Source organism: Mesorhizobium cantuariense, assembly GCF_042647205.1.
Classification (GTDB): Bacteria; Pseudomonadota; Alphaproteobacteria; order Rhizobiales; family Rhizobiaceae; genus Mesorhizobium; species Mesorhizobium cantuariense.
This window is the reverse complement of record NZ_JBHRVD010000001.1, coordinates 3,924,412-3,943,149: the sequence shown is the minus strand read 5'-3', so window position 1 is coordinate 3,943,149 and position 18,738 is coordinate 3,924,412. Positions and strand designations below refer to the sequence as shown.

Annotated in this window: 21 protein-coding genes; 8 read left to right on the top strand and 13 right to left on the bottom strand. The window is 62.5% G+C overall.

Features of this window, described 5'->3' with window-relative positions; translation table 11 throughout:
- Positions 1–162 precede the first annotated feature (162 nt).
- Entirely contained in the window at positions 163–348 is a 186-nt protein-coding gene (locus tag ACFOJ9_RS19135) for a hypothetical protein (protein ID WP_292638219.1), read from the bottom strand.
- A gap of 221 nt (positions 349–569) precedes the next feature.
- Here ACFOJ9_RS19135 and ACFOJ9_RS19130 point away from each other — a divergent pair, with 221 nt between their 5' ends.
- The gene (locus ACFOJ9_RS19130; protein WP_378980437.1) at positions 570–1,469 is read left to right on the top strand and encodes a LysR substrate-binding domain-containing protein; all 900 of its coding nucleotides are present in this window, start codon (positions 570–572) and stop codon (positions 1,467–1,469) included.
- Positions 1,470–1,490: 21 nt separating this feature from the next.
- Here ACFOJ9_RS19130 and ACFOJ9_RS19125 read toward each other — a convergent pair whose 3' ends face one another.
- The 3 genes from ACFOJ9_RS19125 to ACFOJ9_RS19115 all read right to left on the bottom strand — a co-directional run bounded on the left by ACFOJ9_RS19125 (position 1,491) and on the right by ACFOJ9_RS19115 (position 3,133).
- The gene (locus ACFOJ9_RS19125; RefSeq protein ID WP_378980436.1) at positions 1,491–1,703 is read right to left on the bottom strand and encodes a hypothetical protein; all 213 of its coding nucleotides are present in this window, start codon (positions 1,701–1,703) and stop codon (positions 1,491–1,493) included.
- The gene (locus ACFOJ9_RS19120; RefSeq protein WP_378980435.1) at positions 1,700–2,713 is read right to left on the bottom strand and encodes an alpha/beta hydrolase; all 1,014 of its coding nucleotides are present in this window, start codon (positions 2,711–2,713) and stop codon (positions 1,700–1,702) included. The genes ACFOJ9_RS19125 and ACFOJ9_RS19120 overlap by 4 nt, the downstream gene beginning before the upstream one ends.
- Before the next feature lie 234 nt (positions 2,714–2,947).
- Positions 2,948–3,133: a hypothetical protein gene (locus ACFOJ9_RS19115; protein WP_378980434.1), complete on the bottom strand. Its 186-nt coding sequence runs from the start codon at positions 3,131–3,133 to the stop codon at positions 2,948–2,950.
- 293 nt (positions 3,134–3,426) lie between these two features.
- Here ACFOJ9_RS19115 and ACFOJ9_RS19110 point away from each other — a divergent pair, with 293 nt between their 5' ends.
- Complete coding sequence (locus tag ACFOJ9_RS19110) at positions 3,427–4,458, top strand: acyltransferase family protein (protein ID WP_378980433.1); 1,032 nt, start codon at positions 3,427–3,429, stop codon at positions 4,456–4,458.
- A gap of 37 nt (positions 4,459–4,495) precedes the next feature.
- Here the strand turns inward: ACFOJ9_RS19110 and ACFOJ9_RS19105 are convergent, their stop codons facing one another.
- The 7 genes from ACFOJ9_RS19105 to ACFOJ9_RS19075 form a co-directional block, all read right to left on the bottom strand.
- Positions 4,496–6,625 carry an ASKHA domain-containing protein gene (locus ACFOJ9_RS19105; protein WP_378980432.1) on the bottom strand — a complete coding sequence of 710 codons (2,130 nt, stop codon included), beginning with the start codon at positions 6,623–6,625 and terminating at the stop codon, positions 4,496–4,498.
- Positions 6,576–7,550, bottom strand: coding sequence for a methyltetrahydrofolate cobalamin methyltransferase (locus ACFOJ9_RS19100; RefSeq protein WP_127258517.1), 975 nt, complete (start codon positions 7,548–7,550; stop codon positions 6,576–6,578). The genes ACFOJ9_RS19105 and ACFOJ9_RS19100 overlap by 50 nt, the downstream gene beginning before the upstream one ends.
- Positions 7,551–7,630: 80 nt before the next feature.
- Positions 7,631–8,722 carry a methylenetetrahydrofolate reductase gene (locus ACFOJ9_RS19095; protein ID WP_378980431.1) on the bottom strand — a complete coding sequence of 364 codons (1,092 nt, stop codon included), beginning with the start codon at positions 8,720–8,722 and terminating at the stop codon, positions 7,631–7,633.
- The gene (locus ACFOJ9_RS19090) at positions 8,719–9,330 is read right to left on the bottom strand and encodes a methylenetetrahydrofolate reductase C-terminal domain-containing protein (RefSeq protein WP_378980430.1); all 612 of its coding nucleotides are present in this window, start codon (positions 9,328–9,330) and stop codon (positions 8,719–8,721) included. The genes ACFOJ9_RS19095 and ACFOJ9_RS19090 overlap by 4 nt, the downstream gene beginning before the upstream one ends.
- Positions 9,323–9,625 (bottom strand): virulence factor, encoded by a 303-nt coding sequence (locus ACFOJ9_RS19085; RefSeq protein ID WP_378980429.1) that lies wholly within the window; start codon positions 9,623–9,625, stop codon positions 9,323–9,325. Before ACFOJ9_RS19085 ends, ACFOJ9_RS19090 begins: the two co-directional genes overlap by 8 nt.
- A 203-nt stretch (positions 9,626–9,828) precedes the next feature.
- Complete coding sequence (locus ACFOJ9_RS19080) at positions 9,829–10,611, bottom strand: formyl transferase (RefSeq protein WP_378980428.1); 783 nt, start codon at positions 10,609–10,611, stop codon at positions 9,829–9,831.
- A 94-nt stretch (positions 10,612–10,705) separates the two neighbouring features.
- Positions 10,706–11,281 carry a DUF4893 domain-containing protein gene (locus tag ACFOJ9_RS19075; RefSeq protein ID WP_378980427.1) on the bottom strand — a complete coding sequence of 192 codons (576 nt, stop codon included), beginning with the start codon at positions 11,279–11,281 and terminating at the stop codon, positions 10,706–10,708.
- A gap of 121 nt (positions 11,282–11,402) precedes the next feature.
- Here ACFOJ9_RS19075 and ACFOJ9_RS19070 point away from each other — a divergent pair, with 121 nt between their 5' ends.
- Positions 11,403–12,332 (top strand): NAD-dependent epimerase/dehydratase family protein, encoded by a 930-nt coding sequence (locus ACFOJ9_RS19070; protein ID WP_378980426.1) that lies wholly within the window; start codon positions 11,403–11,405, stop codon positions 12,330–12,332.
- Here ACFOJ9_RS19070 and ACFOJ9_RS19065 read toward each other — a convergent pair.
- Complete coding sequence (locus ACFOJ9_RS19065; RefSeq protein ID WP_378980425.1) at positions 12,322–12,954, bottom strand: DUF1638 domain-containing protein; 633 nt, start codon at positions 12,952–12,954, stop codon at positions 12,322–12,324. The two genes, ACFOJ9_RS19070 and ACFOJ9_RS19065, sit on opposite strands and share 11 nt — an antisense overlap.
- Before the next feature lie 64 nt (positions 12,955–13,018).
- On the opposite strand from ACFOJ9_RS19065, the gene ACFOJ9_RS19060 reads away from it, so the two are divergent.
- Positions 13,019–13,159: an EncA/B family entericidin gene (locus ACFOJ9_RS19060; protein WP_352678292.1), complete on the top strand. Its 141-nt coding sequence runs from the start codon at positions 13,019–13,021 to the stop codon at positions 13,157–13,159.
- An 84-nt stretch (positions 13,160–13,243) separates the two neighbouring features.
- Here ACFOJ9_RS19060 and ACFOJ9_RS19055 read toward each other — a convergent pair whose 3' ends face one another.
- Entirely contained in the window at positions 13,244–13,942 is a 699-nt protein-coding gene (locus ACFOJ9_RS19055; RefSeq protein WP_023812311.1) for a corrinoid protein, read from the bottom strand.
- 274 nt (positions 13,943–14,216) lie between these two features.
- Between ACFOJ9_RS19055 and ACFOJ9_RS19050 the strand changes: the two genes are divergently transcribed.
- From ACFOJ9_RS19050 to ACFOJ9_RS19035, 4 genes are all read left to right on the top strand, one after another.
- Complete coding sequence (locus tag ACFOJ9_RS19050) at positions 14,217–15,791, top strand: trimethylamine methyltransferase family protein (protein WP_127382453.1); 1,575 nt, start codon at positions 14,217–14,219, stop codon at positions 15,789–15,791.
- An 89-nt stretch (positions 15,792–15,880) separates the two neighbouring features.
- Positions 15,881–16,609: a hypothetical protein gene (locus ACFOJ9_RS19045; protein ID WP_378980424.1), complete on the top strand. Its 729-nt coding sequence runs from the start codon at positions 15,881–15,883 to the stop codon at positions 16,607–16,609.
- Between the two features lie 50 nt (positions 16,610–16,659).
- Entirely contained in the window at positions 16,660–17,337 is a 678-nt protein-coding gene (locus ACFOJ9_RS19040; RefSeq protein WP_378980423.1) for a FadR/GntR family transcriptional regulator, read from the top strand.
- Positions 17,334–18,638, top strand: coding sequence for a CynX/NimT family MFS transporter (locus ACFOJ9_RS19035; RefSeq protein WP_378980422.1), 1,305 nt, complete (start codon positions 17,334–17,336; stop codon positions 18,636–18,638). Before ACFOJ9_RS19040 ends, ACFOJ9_RS19035 begins: the two co-directional genes overlap by 4 nt.
- Positions 18,639–18,738: the final 100 nt, after the last annotated feature.

The following is an 18,738-nucleotide window of genomic DNA, read 5'->3' as shown; positions in this document are numbered from 1 at the left end:
ATTGTTTACAAGGCATTAATTGGAAATAGGAGCTGCTATGCGGCTTTCTCATATGCGTCATGCGCTGGCCACATGGCTCCGAAACTCATTTGAATACAAATAAAACAGAGAAGGCCTGCCGGGCGATTGCGCGGCAGGCCTTCAGCACATGGTACACACGATCTACTTTGCTCCAGCCCAGGATCCGACGCCATTGCGTGAATTGGTCTTGGTGTCGGAAGCTTCAGGCCAGCCGATATCCTTCTGCAATTCGATCGGCAGGGAGCGGATGGCGCGTTCGGTCTGGTAGCGGGCGCGGGCCGCGCTGAATTCGGTCGCGATCCGACCGAGGGACGACAGGATAGACATTTCATTCTCCTTTGGCATCTGGCGACTGCCAGACAGCGAGTTGGTTATGTCAGGTTTGTTTCAACTTCATTTCGTGTCGAATGCAGGTCTGTGTCGTGGTCGTTTCATGGCTGCTTGTGGCAGCTGCCTGCTTCGATGGAGTTGACTATCCTCCCAATCTGATGTTCAATCAAACGAAATGGAATGATGCTTTGTATCAGAAAAATTGAAGGTCGGTTCCCATGAACGCCCCGCTCAATCATCCACTGCCACTTCTCGATCTCGACGTTTTGCGCACTTTCGTGGCGATTGCCGAGACCGGCAGCTTCACCACCGCCGCCAATGCGGTCTTCCGCACGCCCTCGGCCGTCTCCATGCAGATCAAGAAGCTGGAGGATATTCTCGGCCGCTCGGTGTTCGCGCGCGACGCCCGCTCGGTGTCGTTGACCACGGATGGCGAAATGCTGCTCGGCTATGCCCGCCGGCTTTTGTCGATCAACCGCGAGGTGGTGTCGAAGTTCATCATTCCCGAGATTGTCGGCGTGGTGCGGCTCGGTTCGCCGGACGATTACGGCGAGCGCGTGCTGCCGCATGTGCTGAAGCGTTTTGCGCAGTCGCATCCGTCCATCGCCGTCGACGTCACCATCGATCAGAGCAGCAATCTGCGCCGGCGCATGGACGACCGGGCGCTCGACATCACGCTGTTGACCAATTCCTACAAGACCAGCGCATTGGGCGCCGAGGTGCTGCTGACCGAGCCGATCGTCTGGGCCGGCGCCAAGGGCGGCTGCGCGCATCTGCGCGAACCGCTGCCGGTATCGCTGTGGGAAGAGGGCTGCGCCTGGCGGGCCGGGGCGCTTGACGCGCTTGGCCGCGAGGGCCGCAACTATCGCATCGCCTATATGAGCGCGCATACGGCCGGCCAGCGTGCCGCGATCATGTCCGATCTGGCCGTGGCGCCGCTGCCGAAGTCGTTCCTCGGCAATGAGATGGTCGAACTCGGCCCGAAGGACGGCATGCCCGACATCGGCACTTACAATCTGGCGATGGTGGTGGCGCCGGACGCCAGCGCGCCGGTGAAGGCCGTCGCCGACCACATCCGCGCGACCTTCGAAGTGTTCCGCGAGACGGGCAAGTTCTGACAGATGACGTTGAGCCGGGTTTCAGTGCTCGGCGATCTCGTCGCGTTCGCAAAGCCGGTTGATCGTCTGGCCCAAATGCTCGACGAACTCGGCTGGTCCGAGACTCCGGTCGTTGTCTTGACTGCCGATCACATAGTGACGGCGCTCCATCGCTTTTTGGAGGGCGAACTTGCCGCTTCTGAGGTGGAGGAATGGGCAAACTTGATCGAACTCAGGGACGATATCGACTATCAACCGGATCGAAACGATGAAATCGCGGAGGCAATCTTCGTGCTTGCCAATCCGCTCATCAACGGAGATCTCGACAAGGCTTTGGTCGACGAGGTGACCATCTCTCTTTCAGCCTGAGTGTCGGCTTCATTCGTGAGAAACGCGACGATGTGCTGCCGCGCGCGACGCGATTCCGGCATGTCGATCAATGGCCAGACATGGAACATGCCTTGCTCATAGACGACATCGATTTCGACGCCGGCGGCACGCGCCTTTTCGGCGAAGATCAGATTGTCGGGACTGAGCAGGTCGTGCGAGCCGGTCAAAAGCAGCGTTTTCGGCAGCACCGACAGATCGCCATAGAGCGGGCTGATGTGCCAGTCGCTACGGTCGATGCCGGCACTGTACATCCGGATGGCTTCCAGGCCGCCGGCTATGCCGAGCCACGGGTCGTTGCGTTCGGCCTCGAACAGCTTTGGGTTGGAAAGCGACATATCGAGGCCCGGTGAAATCAACACATGGCGCGACGGCGGGGGCAGGGCCTGCTCAGCCGCCATCATGGTCAGCACCACGGCCATGTTGCCGCCGGCGGAATCGCCCATGAACACTATGTCCTCGGCCTCCGTCTCGTCGAGCATATGCCGGTAGACGTCGCCGACCATGCCGAACATGGCGTGGAAATCGTGTTCGGGGGCGATGGGATAGATCGGCACGGTGATGCCGTAGCCTAGCCGGTCCGCCATGTCGGCGATCAGATGCCAGTGATAGGGTGTGATTTCAAAGACATAGGCGCCGCCGTGCAGGTAGAGAATCCGCTTCTGCTCGCCGGCCCAGGGGGCGATTTCATAGACCGGGAAGCCATCAATCGTATGCATCTCGATGCCGAGACGCTGCTGCAGCGAGGCGGGCGGCCGGTGGTTCTCGGTCTTGCGCGCGGCGGCGATCCAGCGCTGCAGGTTTTCCGGGCTGGCAAACGCCTGTTTGCGGCTGTGCCGCAGGACGAAGGACACGACGTGGCTTTTCAAACTTGGCATGCGGATACACGAACTTCGGCGAAAGCCGACTAAGAGAACCCCCACTATCTCCGAAGATCGTGCCGCGGCCGAAAATGTCAAGTTTTACGCCCGCGTCTACACGGTGGTGTGATCCGCGCCGTGGTGGTCAGCGACGCGGTAGAAGTGCGGCACGCAGCCGGTTGCTGGTGGTCGCCGGGGACATGCGAGATCCCCGGCGCCTGCCGAGCAATTTGCATTTGTCGGCGAAGGTCATCAGCGCGCGGCGCTCCAGATCGTGCTGAGGAGTGCGGCCTTTTCGCTGGATCGCGGCGACACCGGCCAGCCGATATCCTTCTGGAGTTCAGGCGGCAGGCTGTTCAACAGGCGCCGTGCCTTGTTGCGGTCATGGGCGTTTCTGATGGCCGCGCCATAGCGGCTCAGGCTTTCGAGCATCGACATTGTTGTCTCCCTTGGAACGTTGCGGTGGCTGATTTCTGCCGTTCGATGCCGGTTAAATGCGCCTGCCATGTATCTGGCGGATTTCACGAAAACAGCGTTTCGGTTTCCGGATCAGGCGATCCGGAAACATTTGCATACAAACGAAATTGCAGGTGATTGACGCCCCGAGGCGATCGCTTCTCGGCCCCGCCCGGTTGACAGCGGGTGGCGGACGTCTGCTATTGTGCGCTGCAGCATTTTGAGGGTGCTGGTAAGGGGCTGCTGGTAAAGGAGGTGCTGGTAAGGAGTATGGCGTGAATGACATTCACAGTATTCAATACCTTCGAGGACTCGCCGCTTCCGCGGTAGTTTGCTTTCATATCAGCGAGCAGTTCAACGGTCCGTTCGCGGTTGGCGCTGCAGGTGTCGACCTCTTTTTTGTCATCAGCGGTTTCATCATGTGGGTGACCACGGTCGATCACCCTGTTAATCCACAGCGTTTCATGTGGCGACGGATTGTCCGTATCGTGCCGCTTTATTGGATCGTCACGGTGCTGACCGCGCTGGCAATTTTCGTCAAGCCGCAATTTCTCTTCGGACATGTGCTGAGCCCGGCAAATTTTGTCGGCTCGCTGATGTTTCTTCCGATCATGCAGGATGGGTCACTTCACCCCGTGGTGATCCAGGGCTGGACGCTGTGTTATGAAATGATGTTTTACGTCATTTTCGCCTTGGCGCTCTTGCTAGGCGAGAAGCAGCGTTTTGCCGCGCTGATCGGCGTGCTGACGGTAATGGTCGCATTGAACTTGCTGCTGCTCAGAGGCTATCCCTTCACCTCTCCCCTCATGCTCGAGTTCGCGGCTGGCATTGTCGTCGGGCGGCTGTGGATGGGGGATATTCGGCTCCAGCTTGTGCTGGCGCTGTCGCTGGTTGTTGGCGGATTTCTGCTGTTGATGACGTCCCAGATGCTTGACCCTGAAATGCCTCGTGTCCTGCGTTGGGGTGTTCCGGCGGCCCTGATCGTTGCCGGAGCGGTTTTTGCCGAGCGTGCCAGACCGTTCAGCCCCGTGGCCTTGTTTACATTTTTTGGCAGTGCCTCGTATTCGATCTACATCTGGCATGTGCTGGTGGTTGTCGTGGTAACTGGCATCATGCTGCGGCTTGGCGTTCCGCCAAATTGGCAGCCGGCGCCGATTGCCTTTATCAGCATTGCGCTTTCCGCGATGCTTTACCTGACGATTGAAAAGCCGCTGACCAGCTTTCTCAACCGGTCACGTGTCAAAAGCATACCGCCGGTCGGTCAGCTGTCCAGCTTGCGCCTGCCGTCGAATGAGACAAACGACTAAGGCGCCTCGGCGGAATCCGTTGCAATGTGCCTTAATTCTATTCCCGCCCGCGCCGGGCGGCGTGGCCTTCGCGCGAACGTCGGCGCGGGGTGGCGTCGCCGGCCACGCCATCCTCGCTGACCGTCTTGCGCGGCGGCAGTTTCACCGCCGCTGACAGTTTCGGGAACGGATCGACCTTGTTGGGCAGCGCCATGGCGTAGACGAAATGCTCCTGGAATTTCGGTTCGAGCGCCGTCTCGATCTTCTCGATCTTGCTGACAGTGTCCTCGATCTCGCGGCGATAGCCGCGATTGAGCAGCGCCATGCGCGCGCCGGCACCGGCGGCGTTGCCGACAGCCGAGACCTTGTCGAGGTCGCAATCCGGGATCAGGCCGAGCACCATGGCGTATTTCGGATCGATGAAAGATCCGAAGGCGCCGGCGAAGTGGATGCGATCGACGTGCTCGGTGTTCTGCTTTTCCATCAACAGCTTAGTGCCGGCATAGAGCGCCGCCTTGGCGAGCTGAATGGCGCGCACGTCGGTCTGGGTGATGGTGATCTTTGGCTCGCCTTCCTTCAGCACGTAGGAGAAGGTGCGGCCGTTGGCGGTGACGCGCGGCGAGCGGGCCGAGAGCCCCCCGTCGATGACGCCGTCTTCCGAGATGATGCCGGCGAGATACATTTCCGCCACCACTTCGATGATGCCGGAGCCGCAGATGCCGGTGACGCCGGTCGCCTGGACGCTGTCGAGGAAGCCCGGCTCGTCGGACCACAGTTCCGAGCCGATGACGCGGTACTTTGGCTCCAGCGTGTCGGGATCGATGCGCACGCGCTCGATGGCGCCGGGCGCGGCCCGCTGGCCGCCGGAGATTTCGGCACCCTCGAAGGCAGGGCCGGTCGGAGAAGAAGCAGCCACGACCCGCGCACGGTTGCCGAGCACGATCTCGGCATTGGTGCCGACATCGACGATCAGCATCATCTCGTCCTGGCGATGCGGGCCTTCCGACAGCGTCACCGCCGCCGCGTCGGCACCGACATGGCCGGCGATGCAAGGCAGCATGTAGAGCCTGGCGCCCTGGTTGAGCTTCAGGCCGATGTCGGATGCCTTGATGTGCACCGCACCCGAAACGGCCAGCGCGAAGGGCGCGCCGCCAAGCTCGGTCGGATCGATGCCGAGGAACAGATGGTGCATGATCGGATTGCCGACGAAGACGGAATCCAGGATGTCGTTGCGCTGCACATTGCCTTCGGCGCAGACCTTGTCGACCAGGCCCGAGATCGCCTCACGCACGGCGACCGTCATGCCTTCGCGGCCGTCAGGATTCATCATCACATAGGAGACGCGGCTCATCAGATCCTCGCCAAAGCGGATCTGCGGGTTCGAGGTGCCGGAAGAGGCGGCGACGCGGCCCGACAGCAGCGATACCAGATGCATGGCGATGGTGGTCGAGCCGATGTCGCAGGCGAGCCCATAGGCTTCGTTCTTGAGGCCGGGCCAAAGTGCTACGACGCGCGCGGTCTCGCTGTCGGCATCCTTGTAGATGGCGGCGGTCGCGGTCCAGTTGCCCTTGCGCAAGATGCCTTGCACCTGCGGCAGCAGATAAAAATCGAAATCGAGGCTTTTCAGGCCCCAATCGTGCATCAGCGCGATCTTCAGGCGGTCGAGGTCGCCAAGCGGCTTGTGCATGTCGGGTTCTTCGATCTCGACATAGCACATGCGGATGGCCGAATCGCGGGCGATAACCCTGGTGTCGGCATCCTTGCGGATGGTCTGCGCATTGATGACCGTGTCCTGCGGCACGTCGATGACGAGGTCGCCGAGGATCTGCGCCGAGCAGGAGAGGCGGCGCGGTTCGGGCAGGCCGCGGACGCGCTCATAGCGCTCTTCCTTGGCGCCCTTGGGCGTGATGTGGTCGTTGGAGGAAACGATCTTGTGCTTGGCGAAATTGCCTTCCTGCACTTCGATCTGGCAGCGTCCGCAGGTGGCGCGTCCGCCACAGACGCTTTCGACATAGACGCCGAGCTGGCGCGCGGCATCGAGCACCGGCGTCCCGACAGGAAACCGCCCGCGCTTGCCGGACGGCATGAACAGCACGAGCGGGTCGGTGATGTTGGCAGGTGAATTCACGATTGCGCGCTTATCCTCGGCCCATCCGGGCTTCACGACCGCCACGGCGGCGTCCGCCATTGTTGGCGCCGTCACCCGGCGCATTGACTTGCGTCGGGGCGGCAACGGCCTGGCCGCCTTCGGCCGGCTTGTAATCCTTGTAGGTGCGGATCCAGTTGGTGCAGTTCTCGTCGGTGCCGTTCAGCACATTGGCGCCGCGCACGGCTTCCATTTCCTGCGGACGCACCGGGTTCATGATGGCTGATGTCATGCCGGCGCCGATCACCATCGGGATGAAGGCGGCGTTGATGCCGTGGCGATGCGGCAGGCCGAACGAGATGTTGGACAGGCCGCAGGTGGTGTTGACCTTGAGCTCTTCACGCAGGCGGCGCAGCAGCGCGAACACCTGGCGGCCGGCGTCACCCAGCGCGCCGATCGGCATGACCAGCGGGTCGACGACGACGTCATGCGCGGGAATGCCGAAATCGGCGCAACGCTGCACGATCTTCTTGGCGACGGCGAAGCGCACATCCGGATCCATCGAAATGCCGGTCTCGTCGTTGGAGATGGCGACGACGGGCACGTTGTACTTCTTGACCAGCGGCAGGATGGCTTCGAGCTTTTCTTCCTCGCCGGTGACGGAGTTGACCAGCGGGCGGCCCTTGGCGACCTTGAGTGCTGCCTCGATCGCGGCGGTGACCGAGGAGTCGATCGACAGCGGCAGGTCGACCAGACCCTGCACGATCTCCAGCGTCTGCACCAAAAGGCCGGGTTCGGTCTCGTTCGGATTGACCGAGGTGACGCCGGCATTGACGTCGAGCATGGTGGCGCCACAGGCTGCCTGCTCGAGCGCGTCCCTGATGACGGTCTCGAAATTGCCCGCGATCATCTCGGCGGCCAGCTTCTTGCGGCCGGTCGGGTTGATGCGTTCGCCAATCACGCAGAACGGCTGGTCGAAGCCGATGATGATTTCTCGTGTCGCCGAGGCGACGATGGTACGGGTCATGAGTCTCTCCGCCGTGATATAAAGATTTCTTTATATCGTTGTCTGGTTTCGTTCAAGCGAATGGGTGGCCGTCCGCGCCGTCAATGCGCGGTCTTCACCATGTCCACCTGCGTTTCGGTAATGTCGTCGTGCAAGATGCTTTCGAGCCGGTCGGCGACCATCTGGTCGTCGCGACGGATCTCGCGTTTCCATGGCTGGCGGCCCTTCAGCACGCCCGATTCATCGACGATCTCGGCGACATATTCCTCCTGCCGGTAGGCCATCACATGGACGCCGGAAACGCCTGATATTTCCTTCACCTCATTGATGATGTCGATGCAGAGCTGCTTGCCTTCCTTCTTCTGGTCCTGGGCGCCTTCCAGCCGCTTGATGACTGAATCGGGAATATGGATGCCCGGCACGTTCGAGCGGATCCATTTGGCCGTCTTGGCCGAGGCGAGCGGGCCGACGCCAACCAGGATGAAGCATTTTTCGGTGTAGCCGAGGTCGCGCACCTTCTGCATGTAGGTGCGGAACATCGGCACATCGAAGCAATACTGGCTCTGCACGAATTGCGCGCCGGAGGCGATCTTCTTGCCCAGCCGATGGGGCCGGAAGTCGATCGGCGGCGCGAAAGGATTGATCGCAGCACCCAGGAAAAGCTGCGGCGGCGTGGTCAGCTTGCGGCCGGACAGGAACTTGCCGTTGTCGCGCATGATGCGGCAGGTCTCGAGCAGCGACATGCAGTCGAGGTCGAACACCGGCTTGGCGCCGGGCTGGTCGCCGGCCTGCACGCCGTCTCCGGTGAGGCACAGCATGTTGGCAACGCCCATCGCGGCACCACCCAGCACGTCGCCCTGGATGGCGATGCGGTTCTTGTCGCGGCAGGCGATCTGCATGATCGGCGCATAGCCCATGCGAGTCAAAAGCGCGCAGATGCCGACCGACGACATATGGCAGTTGGCGCCCGACGCATCGACGGCGTTGATGGCGTCGACCCAGCCGTCGAAAATCTTGGCACGGTTGTAGACGTCCTCGGGATCGGCGCTGTCGGGCGGGTTGAGCTCCGTCGTCACCGCGAACTCGCCGCGCCGAAGCACGCGCTCCAGCCGGCCGCGCGAGGTGTGGCCGGGCAGGGGCTCGAGCGGCAGATCGATGCCGGCCGGGTTCTCGTCGCGCTGGCGTCCGATCATGCCGACGCCCCGGTGTTTGCCGCCCCATTCTTGGCGGCAGCGGCTGCTTCGCGCGCGGCGGCAGCCTGCGCGGTCACCCGCAGCCAGGCCGAGGTCTCGCGCAGCGACTGGTCTACCGGCTTCTGCACGGCCAGGATACTGTCGCTGTGCACCATGTTCTGCGAGCCTTCCCAGGCCTTGACCCAGACGCACGGCATATCGGGCTCGACCTCGCAATTGCCGTTGGCGCGTACGCCGCCGCAGGGGCCGTTGCGCAACTGCTTGGGGCAGTTCATCGGGCACGACATGCCGGTCGATGACAATATGCACTGGCCGCACATGCGGCAGTCGAACATGAAGCCCTTGACGCGCTTCTCGACGAACTTGATCGGCCCTTCGACGCGGCCGTAGCCGATGCCTTTCCACAAGGGATGGAGAAGCAGGAACATGTCGGCGAATTTTGCGTAGAACCATTCGAGCAAGCGCGAATGCCTGACCGACCAAAGCCGGACCGCGAAGGAGCGCTGTACGCGCCGCTGCGGCGATACGTCGGCCGGCTTGTAGTCGGATTTCGGCGCTGCCTTCTTGACCAGAGTGGCCTGGGTAACCGCCGGGGTGGTTTCAGACATTTTCTTTGCCGCCCGCCTTGACCAGAGCGACCAGCCGCTCGCGGTCGTATTTCGTGTCGATGTCGTTGAACGCCTTCTCGACCTCGACTTCGAGGTCGTCGCCGACCGGAATGGGATCGGCCTTGCGCCATTCGGCCAGATAGTCGTCGGTGCCGCCGGCGCCGGTGCGCATGGCGCACATGTCGATCGCCTCGGTGAAGCGCAGCGGCAGTTCGCGCTTGGCGTTCTGCCGGCCCTTCTTGACGATGATCTGGGCAGGGATATCGCGCCAGTAGACGACGATCAGATCGGCCATGAATTCTCACTCCTCGATATCGGAGCATTGCCGGAAGCGCAGTGGGGCCGCTTGTTATGGGACGACGCGCGCGCATTCAAAAGCGACGCATTTGGATGTCGTAAAATGAAAGGTGGGTTTATTCGTTTGCGGCGTGTGCCGGCGGCGGGTTTGACGCGTCGGAATAGCCGGCGCGCGGCATGCGGTTCCGGGCGAAGAACGCGCTACCAGATGCCGGTTCTGAGGCCCGTCCAGAGATAGAACCAGATCGTCGGGTGATACCATTGTTGCGACGGCAGGCCCGGGTCGACGGTAGTGAGTTTTCCGGCCAGCACGTCGCTGACCGCCTCGACGCAAATGTCGCGCGAGAACGCGGCCTGGCGCAGCGCGTAGCTGGAGATGGTGTCGCCGCGTTTCGGCTGACCGCGTACTTGTTTCAGCACGGCGCCCGTATCGACGCCGGCATCGACCAGATGAACGGTGGTGCCGAAATTCTGCGGATCGCCGGATGTCAGCGCCCAGTAACCGCCATTCATGCCGCGGTATTTCGGCGTGATGCCGGCGTGATAGTTGAGCACCGGGCAAGGCATCTTGGCCAACATGTCCTTCGACAACAGCCTGCAGCCGTTAAGCAGGACAACGCCCGGCTGGAGCTTCTCGATCGCCGCGAGGCACTCCGGCCCGTTGGCGGAAGCAATATGGATGATCTCCTGACCTTGCCGCGGCTCGACCTCGAGCTCTTCTTCGGCAATCAGCCGCGCGGCATGGCTGGCTAGCAGCCGCTTGCCAAGCCTGCTGAGCACCATCGTGCCGAGCTGGCCGATGGCCGAGATCCAGCCCTGGCGGCGAGCCCGGCCACGCAGCAATTGCTTTTTTGATTCAGGCGTTTCGAGGACGACGCTGACAGGGCCAACGCGATCGGCGATCGCATTGACGATAGCCCAGACATGCTGGCCTCCGCCGGTGACGACCACGATCGGACGCGGACTGGATTCTGATGCTGCCATGGATATTGCCCCCTCCAAGCAACCCGTTCTCGACAATGGGCGGGATGCTAAGGCGTCCGGGTTAATCCTTGGTGATCAGCTCTTCGATACACGGTCAGCGCTTGAATTCGATGACATCGAGCTTCGATTCGTAGTAGGGCGCTGGAAATTCAATGCGCCATTCCTTGGCGCTGTTGCGGAAGGCGTAGCCGACCTGGTCGGTTTGCGGGCCGCTGCCATAGGGCTTTGCCGGATCGCTGTTGACATAGAAGGAGCCGAGATAGATCGCACGTTTCTCGCCATCGTCGAAGAAGCGACCCTTGGTGCGATGCGAGCCGCTGATCTTCTCCAGCCGCCAGCCGGAACCGTCATCGGTCACCTTGCACTTGAACCAGCCATAGATGACGAGCGGCAAAGGTCCGCCGGCCTTGATGGTTCGGCACTGCCAGTTGCCGGTCAAATCCTTGTCGGAGAAGGCCACCAGCGGCTTCGCCAGCAAGGCGTCGAGTTGCCTGACCTCGGCGGGGTCGCCCGCTTTCGCCTCGGCGAGCGCCGCCTTGCGGGTCTCGCCATATTTGTCGAGCCGCGCCTTGTCGGCGGCGGTGATGAGTTTCTGCACCTCGCCATCGGCAAGGGCGGGCAGCGTGCAGCAGAGCAGGCCGACAAGGGCGAGCAGCGGGCGAAGTGTCATCGGAGGCCTCCCGGTTGATGTCTGGCGCAGCGCCGCTGCCATCTGGTGCATAACTTATCGGGTCGCTGGCGCCTGTCATCCGTGCTTAACAGCGTCACGGTCAAAAATCATGGTGTGACGAATGCGAATCTTGCTCACGGGATCGTCGGGTTGGCTGGGCAGCGCGCTGGCGCCGAGGCTGCGGGCGCTCGGGCACGACGTCACCGGGCTCGATCCTGCGCCATCGCCGGAGACCCGCATCGTCGGCTCGATCGCCGATCGTGACCTTGTCATGCGTACAGTTGGGGACAACCGGATCGAGGCGATCATACACAGCGGCGCGCTGCACAAGCCCAACATCGAGAACCGCGCCAACGGCGATTTCGTCGCCACCAATGTGCAAGGCACGCTGAACCTGCTCGACGCGGCGGTGGCGGCAGGCGTGCAGCGCTTCGTCTTCACGTCGACGACCTCGCTGATGATCTCGCAAACGATACGCGACGGGTTCAGCGGCGGTGCGCGGAAAGCTGCCTGGCTGACGGAGGCGATGTCGCCCGAGCCGCGCAACATCTATGGCGTCACCAAGCTTTCAGCCGAGCATCTCTGCCGCCTCTATCATATCCAGCATGGGCTGCCGGTGGTGGTGCTGCGAACGGCCCGCTTCTTCCCCGAAGCCGACGACATGGCGCATGCGATCGAACAATCGGACGCCAACACCAAGGCCAACGAGCTGTTGTTTCGCCGGTTGACGGTGGAAGACGCGGCCGATGCCCACATCCTTGCTCTCGAAAAGGCGCCGCAGCTGGGCTTTGACATTTTCATCGTCTCGGCACTGACGCCGTTCCACCCGGATGATTGCGCGGCCTTGATCGCCGATGCTCCGTCGGTCGTCGCGCGCTATTTTTCGGAATTTCCGGCGCTTTACGCGCGAAGGGGCTGGACGATGTTTTCCTCCATCGACCGCGTCTATGACGCGTCGCGGGCAAGGGACAGGCTGGGTTTCGTCTGCAAGACGAGCTTTGCCGATGTGCTTGCGGCGCTGCGGGCGGAAGAGGGGCTGCCTAGCCCGTGACAGCAGCGGCTTGCGCCATTCCTGCCGTCAGGTCGCCATAGCCCGTGGCACGGCGTTCATAGACGAGACCGAGCATTCTGGCGGCTTTTTCGGCGACCTTGTCGAGTTCCGGATCGTTGGTCTGGGCGAGGTAGATCAGCTTCTCGTAATTGCCGAAATAGTCCTTGATCAGCTCCGGGTGCTTGTCGAGGCCGAGCGGCTTCATGAAGAAGGCGTCGAACTGCCGGCAGAGGAAGTCGGTCATGTAGAACGACATCATGTCGTCGTCGGCGATTTTCGCATAGGCATCCATGCCCTGGTAGAAGGCAAAGCAATGCGGGCCGGCCATGCGCTGGACGCCATGCTTTTCGCAGATACGGTCGAGCAGGCCTCCGGTGCCGCAATCGGCATAGCCGACGAAGATGTTGGTGTAGCCTTCCGCCTTGGCCTTTTCGATTGCCTTGTCCATGGCCGGGGCGATGCGGTCGGGATAGAAATGGAATTCCGCAGGCAGGCAGGTCAGGTCGAGGTGATCCAGTCCGAGCTGTTCCTTGACGGCCAGAACTTCGCGCGCAATCATCCCACAGGCGATAACGAGCAGCCTGTGGTCTTGATTCGGTTTCGTTTTTTGCGTCTTGACCATGGAACCAGTCGAGCCGGCCTTCGTTGCTGTGGGGCTAATTTATCTATTGAGGGAGACACCGTCCATGAAACTGCTACGCATCACGCCAATTGCCATCCTGGCCTGCGCCCTGGCCCTCACGGCTTGTGCGAACACCGTCCGTGGCGTCGGCAAGGACGTCAAATCAACTGCCAATGCGGTCGAGGACACCGTCAACAATCCCTGATCCGCGCCCGGCCTTCTTCATCTGGGAACAAAAAAGCCGCGCTGCAAGGCGCGGCTTTCTCATTGTCCATGCCGAACCGACCAATCAGGCCGAAGCCCGCACATTGTGCTTGCGCTTCATGTAGTCCTTGGCGGTCTCGACCGCCACCGCCGCGTCGCGGCAGTAGGCATCGGCACCGACGGCCTTGCCGAATTCCTCGTTCAGCGGCGCGCCGCCGACCAGCACGACATAGTCGTCGCGGATGCCCTTTTCCTTCATCGTGTCGATGACGACCTTCATGTAGGGCATGGTCGTGGTCAGCAGGGCCGACATGCCGATGATGTCGGGCTGGTGCTGCTCGATCGCATCGAGATATTTCTCGACCGCATTGTTGATGCCGAGGTCGATGACGTCGAAGCCAGCACCCTCCATCATCATGCCGACGAGGTTCTTGCCGATGTCGTGGATGTCGCCCTTGACGGTGCCGATGACCATCTTGCCCTGCTTGGGCGCGCCGGTGGCGGCGAGCAGCGGGCGCAGGATGAACATGCCGGCCTTCATCGCATTGGCGGACAGCAGCACTTCCGGCACGAACAGGATGCCGTCGCGAAAGTCCTCGCCGACGATGCGCATGCCTTCGACCAGTGCTTCCGTCAGCACCTTGTAGGGCACCCAGCCGCGCTCGAGCAGGATGTTGGTGCCTTCCTCGATCTCTTCCTTCAGCCCGTCATAGAGATCGTCGTGCATCTGCTGCACCAACTCGTCGTCGGAAAGTTCGGAAAGGATGATCTCGTCGTCGGCCATTTGTATCGAGCTCCTGCCGGCATCGCGACTGCGTCGCAAGGCACAAAATATTCGCGTTCATACCTAACCCGCTGAGGGCATGTATCCATAGCTGATTTGCGACTTCCCGCAAAAGGAAAGCGACCGTAACTCTCTTGGAATTCTTGTCGATTTTGCGACAGGCGTTGGCGCTGGCGAGCCGTTTCAAATAGGGTGCATGGCTACGATCTGGCAAGAGCGGCGAGATGCAGCCGCTATGGATTCCAGACAAGAACAGATTCAGGGAAGAACCACCATGAGCGAACACGCGGCAGTCGATCAGGAAGCGTCAAACGCGCGGCGTGGGCGCGGCGCCAGCGGCGGGGCTGCTGCCCGGCGGGCAGCACGGTCGGGCGGTGGCCCGGGCACGCAGCTCACCTACATCAAGCGCAAGATCAACGTTTACGAGGTGCTGGACGAGGAAGGCCTGGCGCTGATCGAGAAGAACACCGACACGGTGCTCGAGGAGATCGGCATCATCTTCCGCGACGATGCGGAGGCGCTGCAACTGTGGAAAGAGGCCGGCGCCGACGTCAAGGGCGAGCGTGTGCACTTTCCGAAGGGTCTGTGCCGTTCGCTGCTCAAGACCGCGCCGTCCGTCTACACCCAGCACGCCCGCAATTCCGAGCGTTCGGTGCAGATCGGCGGCAATGCCACCGTTTTCGCGCCGGTCTACGGTCCGCCCTTCGTGCGCGACCTCGATGGCGTCAGGCGTTATGCGACGATCGAGGATTTCCAGAATTTCGTGAAGCTCGCCTATATGGCGCCGTCGATCCACCATTCGGGCGGCACGGTGTGCGAGCCGGTCGATGTGCCGGTCAACAAGCGCCATCTCGACATGATCTACAGCCACATCAAATATTCCGACAAGCCGTTCATGGGCTCGGTGACCGCGCCGGAACGCGCCGAAGACACCGTCGCCATGGCCAAGATCGTGTTCGGCGACGACTTTGTCGAGAACAACACGGTGCTGACCAGCCTGATCAACGCCAACTCGCCGATGGTGTTCGACGAGACTATGCTCGGCGCGCTGAAAGTCTATGCGCGCCACAACCAGGCCTGCATCGTCACGCCGTTCATCCTTGCCGGTGCGATGAGCCCGGTGACGGTCGCCGGCACGCTGACGCAGGTTCTGGCCGAGGTGCTGGCCGGCGCGTCGTTCACGCAGCTGATCCGGCCGGGCGCGCCGGTGCTGTTCGGCACCTTCGCCTCATCGATCTCGATGCAGTCGGGCGCGCCGACATTCGGCACGCCTGAGCCGTCGCTGGTTTCTTACGGCGCCGCCCAGCTGGCGCGCCGCCTCGGCCTGCCGTTCCGCACCGGCGGCTCACTCTGCGCGTCCAAGGTTCCGGACGCACAGGCGGCCTATGAGAGCGCCAACACGCTGAACTCGACCATCCTGGCCGGCACCAATTTCGTTCTGCATTCGGCCGGCTGGCTCGAGGGCGGGCTCGCCTCCTGCTACGAAAAATTCATGATGGACATCGACCAGCTCGGCATGACGCAGAAATTCTCCGAGGGCGTCGACCTGTCGGAAAACGGCCAGGCGATGGATGCCATTCGCCAGGTCGGGCCGGGCAGCCACTATCTCGGCTGCGACCACACCCAGGCCAATTTCCAGACCGCCTTCTACCGCTCCAACATCGCCGACAACAATTCGTACGAGCAGTGGCTGGCCGAAGGTGAGAAGACAGCACCCCAGCGTGCCAACGAACTTGCCCGCCGCTGGCTGGAAAGCTACGAGGCGCCGTATCTCGATCCGAGCATCGACGAAGCGTTGAAGGACTTCATCGCCAAGAAGAAGGGGTCGATGCCCGACGCCTTCACTTGAAAGGAGCCCGAGTCAGGCGGGGCTAAAGTCGCCAACATCATCCACAAGGAAGTCTGGCGGAGCGCGTTCTCCGATCCGGTCAAGAAGGAATGATTGCGCCTGCCGGCAGCGTTGACGGCATTGCCGCGGCGCTTCTTGCCAACGGCCTTGTTCTTCGTGGCGGTTTCAATTTTGCGCCAGGCGAAGCGCCGCCAACGGGATCATCGGACGCGCCAGCAAGAGCCGTCCTGCTGGTGGGGCAGGCGGGTGCCGCGCCCTGGCCGCATTTCCTGCGCTGGCGCGTCAAGCAATCGCAGAATATCGCAAATCCGCTCGACAGCTGGTCGCGCGAAGTGATCAGTGCTGTGGCGGAGACATTCGGGGCGCGGGCCGTTTCGCCTTCCGACAGACCTTATCTGCCGTTCCAGCAATGGGCGATGCGGGCGGAGGGGCTGAAGCCGTCACCGCTCGGCATCCTCATGCATCCGCAGTACGGGCTCTGGCACGCCTATCGCGGTGCGCTGCTGTTCGACGATGAGCTTCCGATTCAAGCCGCTGAGCCGGGACCCCATCTTTGCGACACCTGTGTCGAGAAACCTTGCCTGAAATCCTGCCCGGTCGACGCCTATTCCCCGCAAGGGTTCGCCTATCAGTCCTGCCTGGCGCATGTGCGGGGGGTGAATGGCGAACCGTGCCGCAGCGGTGGCTGTCTCGACCGGAATGCCTGTCCCTGTGGCACGGCCTATCGCTACCCCCTGGAGGTCCAGGCGTTTCACATGGCGAGCTTTGCGCGCGACGGCCGGCTGATCGAAATGCAGCTCTCAAAGCTTGACGATTGACCGCAGTGAGCCTATTCATCAAGTCATCAGATGACTTGATGAATAGGCTTATGCAACCCGCCATCAGAACCAATCTCACCGACAGCGCCGCCGAAAGCCTGCGTGCCGAGATCGTCAGCGGCCGCTGGGGTGTTGGCGAGCGTATTCCCAATGAGGCAGCCCTGACCGACCTTCTGTCGGTCAGCCGCGGCACTGTGCGCGAAGCGGTGCGGGTGCTGGTCTCGCAGGGATTGCTCGATACGCGCCAGGGCTCGGGCACTTATGTGCGCTCCGCCGTCGATGCGTCTGCCGCGCTCGACCGGGTCAAGCGCAGCGGCCTGCGCGATCAGTGGGAGGCGCGGGCGGCGCTGGACCTCGAGGCCGCGCGGCTCGCCGCCTTGCGTTACACGCCAGCCGATCTCGAGCGGATGCGGCAATTGCTTGCCGAGCGCGGCACCGTCGCGGACGGCGGAAGCGATGCCTTCATCCGTCGCGACCTCGCCTTCCACAAATCGGTCGTCGCGGCATCCGGCAACAGGGCGATGATGGAGCTCTACGACTTCTTCACCGCCGCCATCACTGAGACCATCCACGCCACGCTCGACGGCAATCTGCCTGAACCGGATCAGCAGGCGCATGCGGCAATCGTCGAGGCCATTGCCGCGAGCGATCCCGAGCGCGCGGTTGCCGCTGTTCGCGCCTTCATGGCGCCGGTGCTTGCCCAACTTGAAAGACTGCTTTCGCAATGAACCAGAGTTTTCGTCAGCCTGACCCCAAGCCGCAAACCGAGGCCATCCAGGGGCTGGAACTCATCGATGCCGAGGCCGACAGCCTGCCCGTGCCGCAGCCGCCTGAACTGCGCAGCCGTGCGGCGCGTATCGTGCTCGGGGCGAGCCTTGTGCTGATTGCCTTCAGCCTGCGGCCGCTGTTTTCCAGCCTGTCGGTGCTGTTGCCCGAGGTGATGCAGGCGACCGGGCTTTCGACGACGGGCGCCAGCCTGCTGACGACGCTGCCCGTGCTGTGCCTGGGTCTGTTTGCGCCCTTCGCACCAAGACTCGCCCAACGCTATGGGGCTGAGCGCACGCTGCTCGGCGCGCTCGCCTTGCTGGTGCTGGGAACCGGCCTGCGCTGGTTCGAATCAGTTCCCTTGCTGTTTGTCGCCACCTTCCTTGCCGGCGGCGCCATTGCCATCGGCAACGTGCTGTTGCCGGGCCTGGTGAAGCGCGATTTTGCCGACAGGGCCGCCGTCATGACCGGGCTCTACACCATGGCTCTGTGTGCCGGCTCGGCCGCCGCTGCCGGCTTCACGCTGCCGATCGAGCATTTTGTCACTGGTTCATGGTCGGGAGCGCTCGCGGCGTGGGCAGTGCCGACGCTGGTCGTGCTGCTGATCTGGATCCCGCAGGCGCTCGGCAGCCGGCGGCAGGTCAGCCATCGCGGCTTTCTCGTCGTTGGTCTCTGGCGTGATCGCCTGGCGTGGCAGGTCACGCTGTTCATGGGGCTGCAGTCGGCGCTTGCCTATTGCATCTTCGGCTGGCTGGCGCCGATCCTGCGCGAACGGGGTTTCGATGCGGCCACCGCCGGCGCCATGGTTTCGGTGTCTGTCATGGCGCAGGTCATCACGTGCCTCGCGGTGCCGTCCTTTGCGATGCGGCTGAAGGATCAGCGCGGCATCAATGTCGCGCTCGTTGCCACAGCGGTGATCGCGCTGCTCGGCATTCTCTTTGCACCGACCTCGACCGTGCTGTTCTGGGCGGTCCTGCAAGGCATTGGGCAGGGCGGCCTGATCGCGGCAGCCATGAGCCTGATCGTGCTGCGTTCGCCGGATTCGCATGTGGCGGCGCATCTTTCCGGCATGGCGCAAGGCGTCGGCTATCTGCTGGCGGCCTTCGGCCCGCTGCTGGTGGGTTTGATCCGTGGCTGGACCGGCAGTTTTTCGGCGTCGGCCCTCCTGTTTGTCGCGCTCGGGCTTGGCGCCGCCATCATGGGGCTCGGCGCCGGCCGCGCGCTGCATGTGAGCGCACGGACCGTGCGCGCCGACGACCGATAGCGCGTCACCCAATCCTGCACGAAATGTTGACTGCGAGGGTCAGGGAACGCCTTGCCGTATCGGCTTGGCCGGATATGTATCGCGCATCAAACGAACGGAG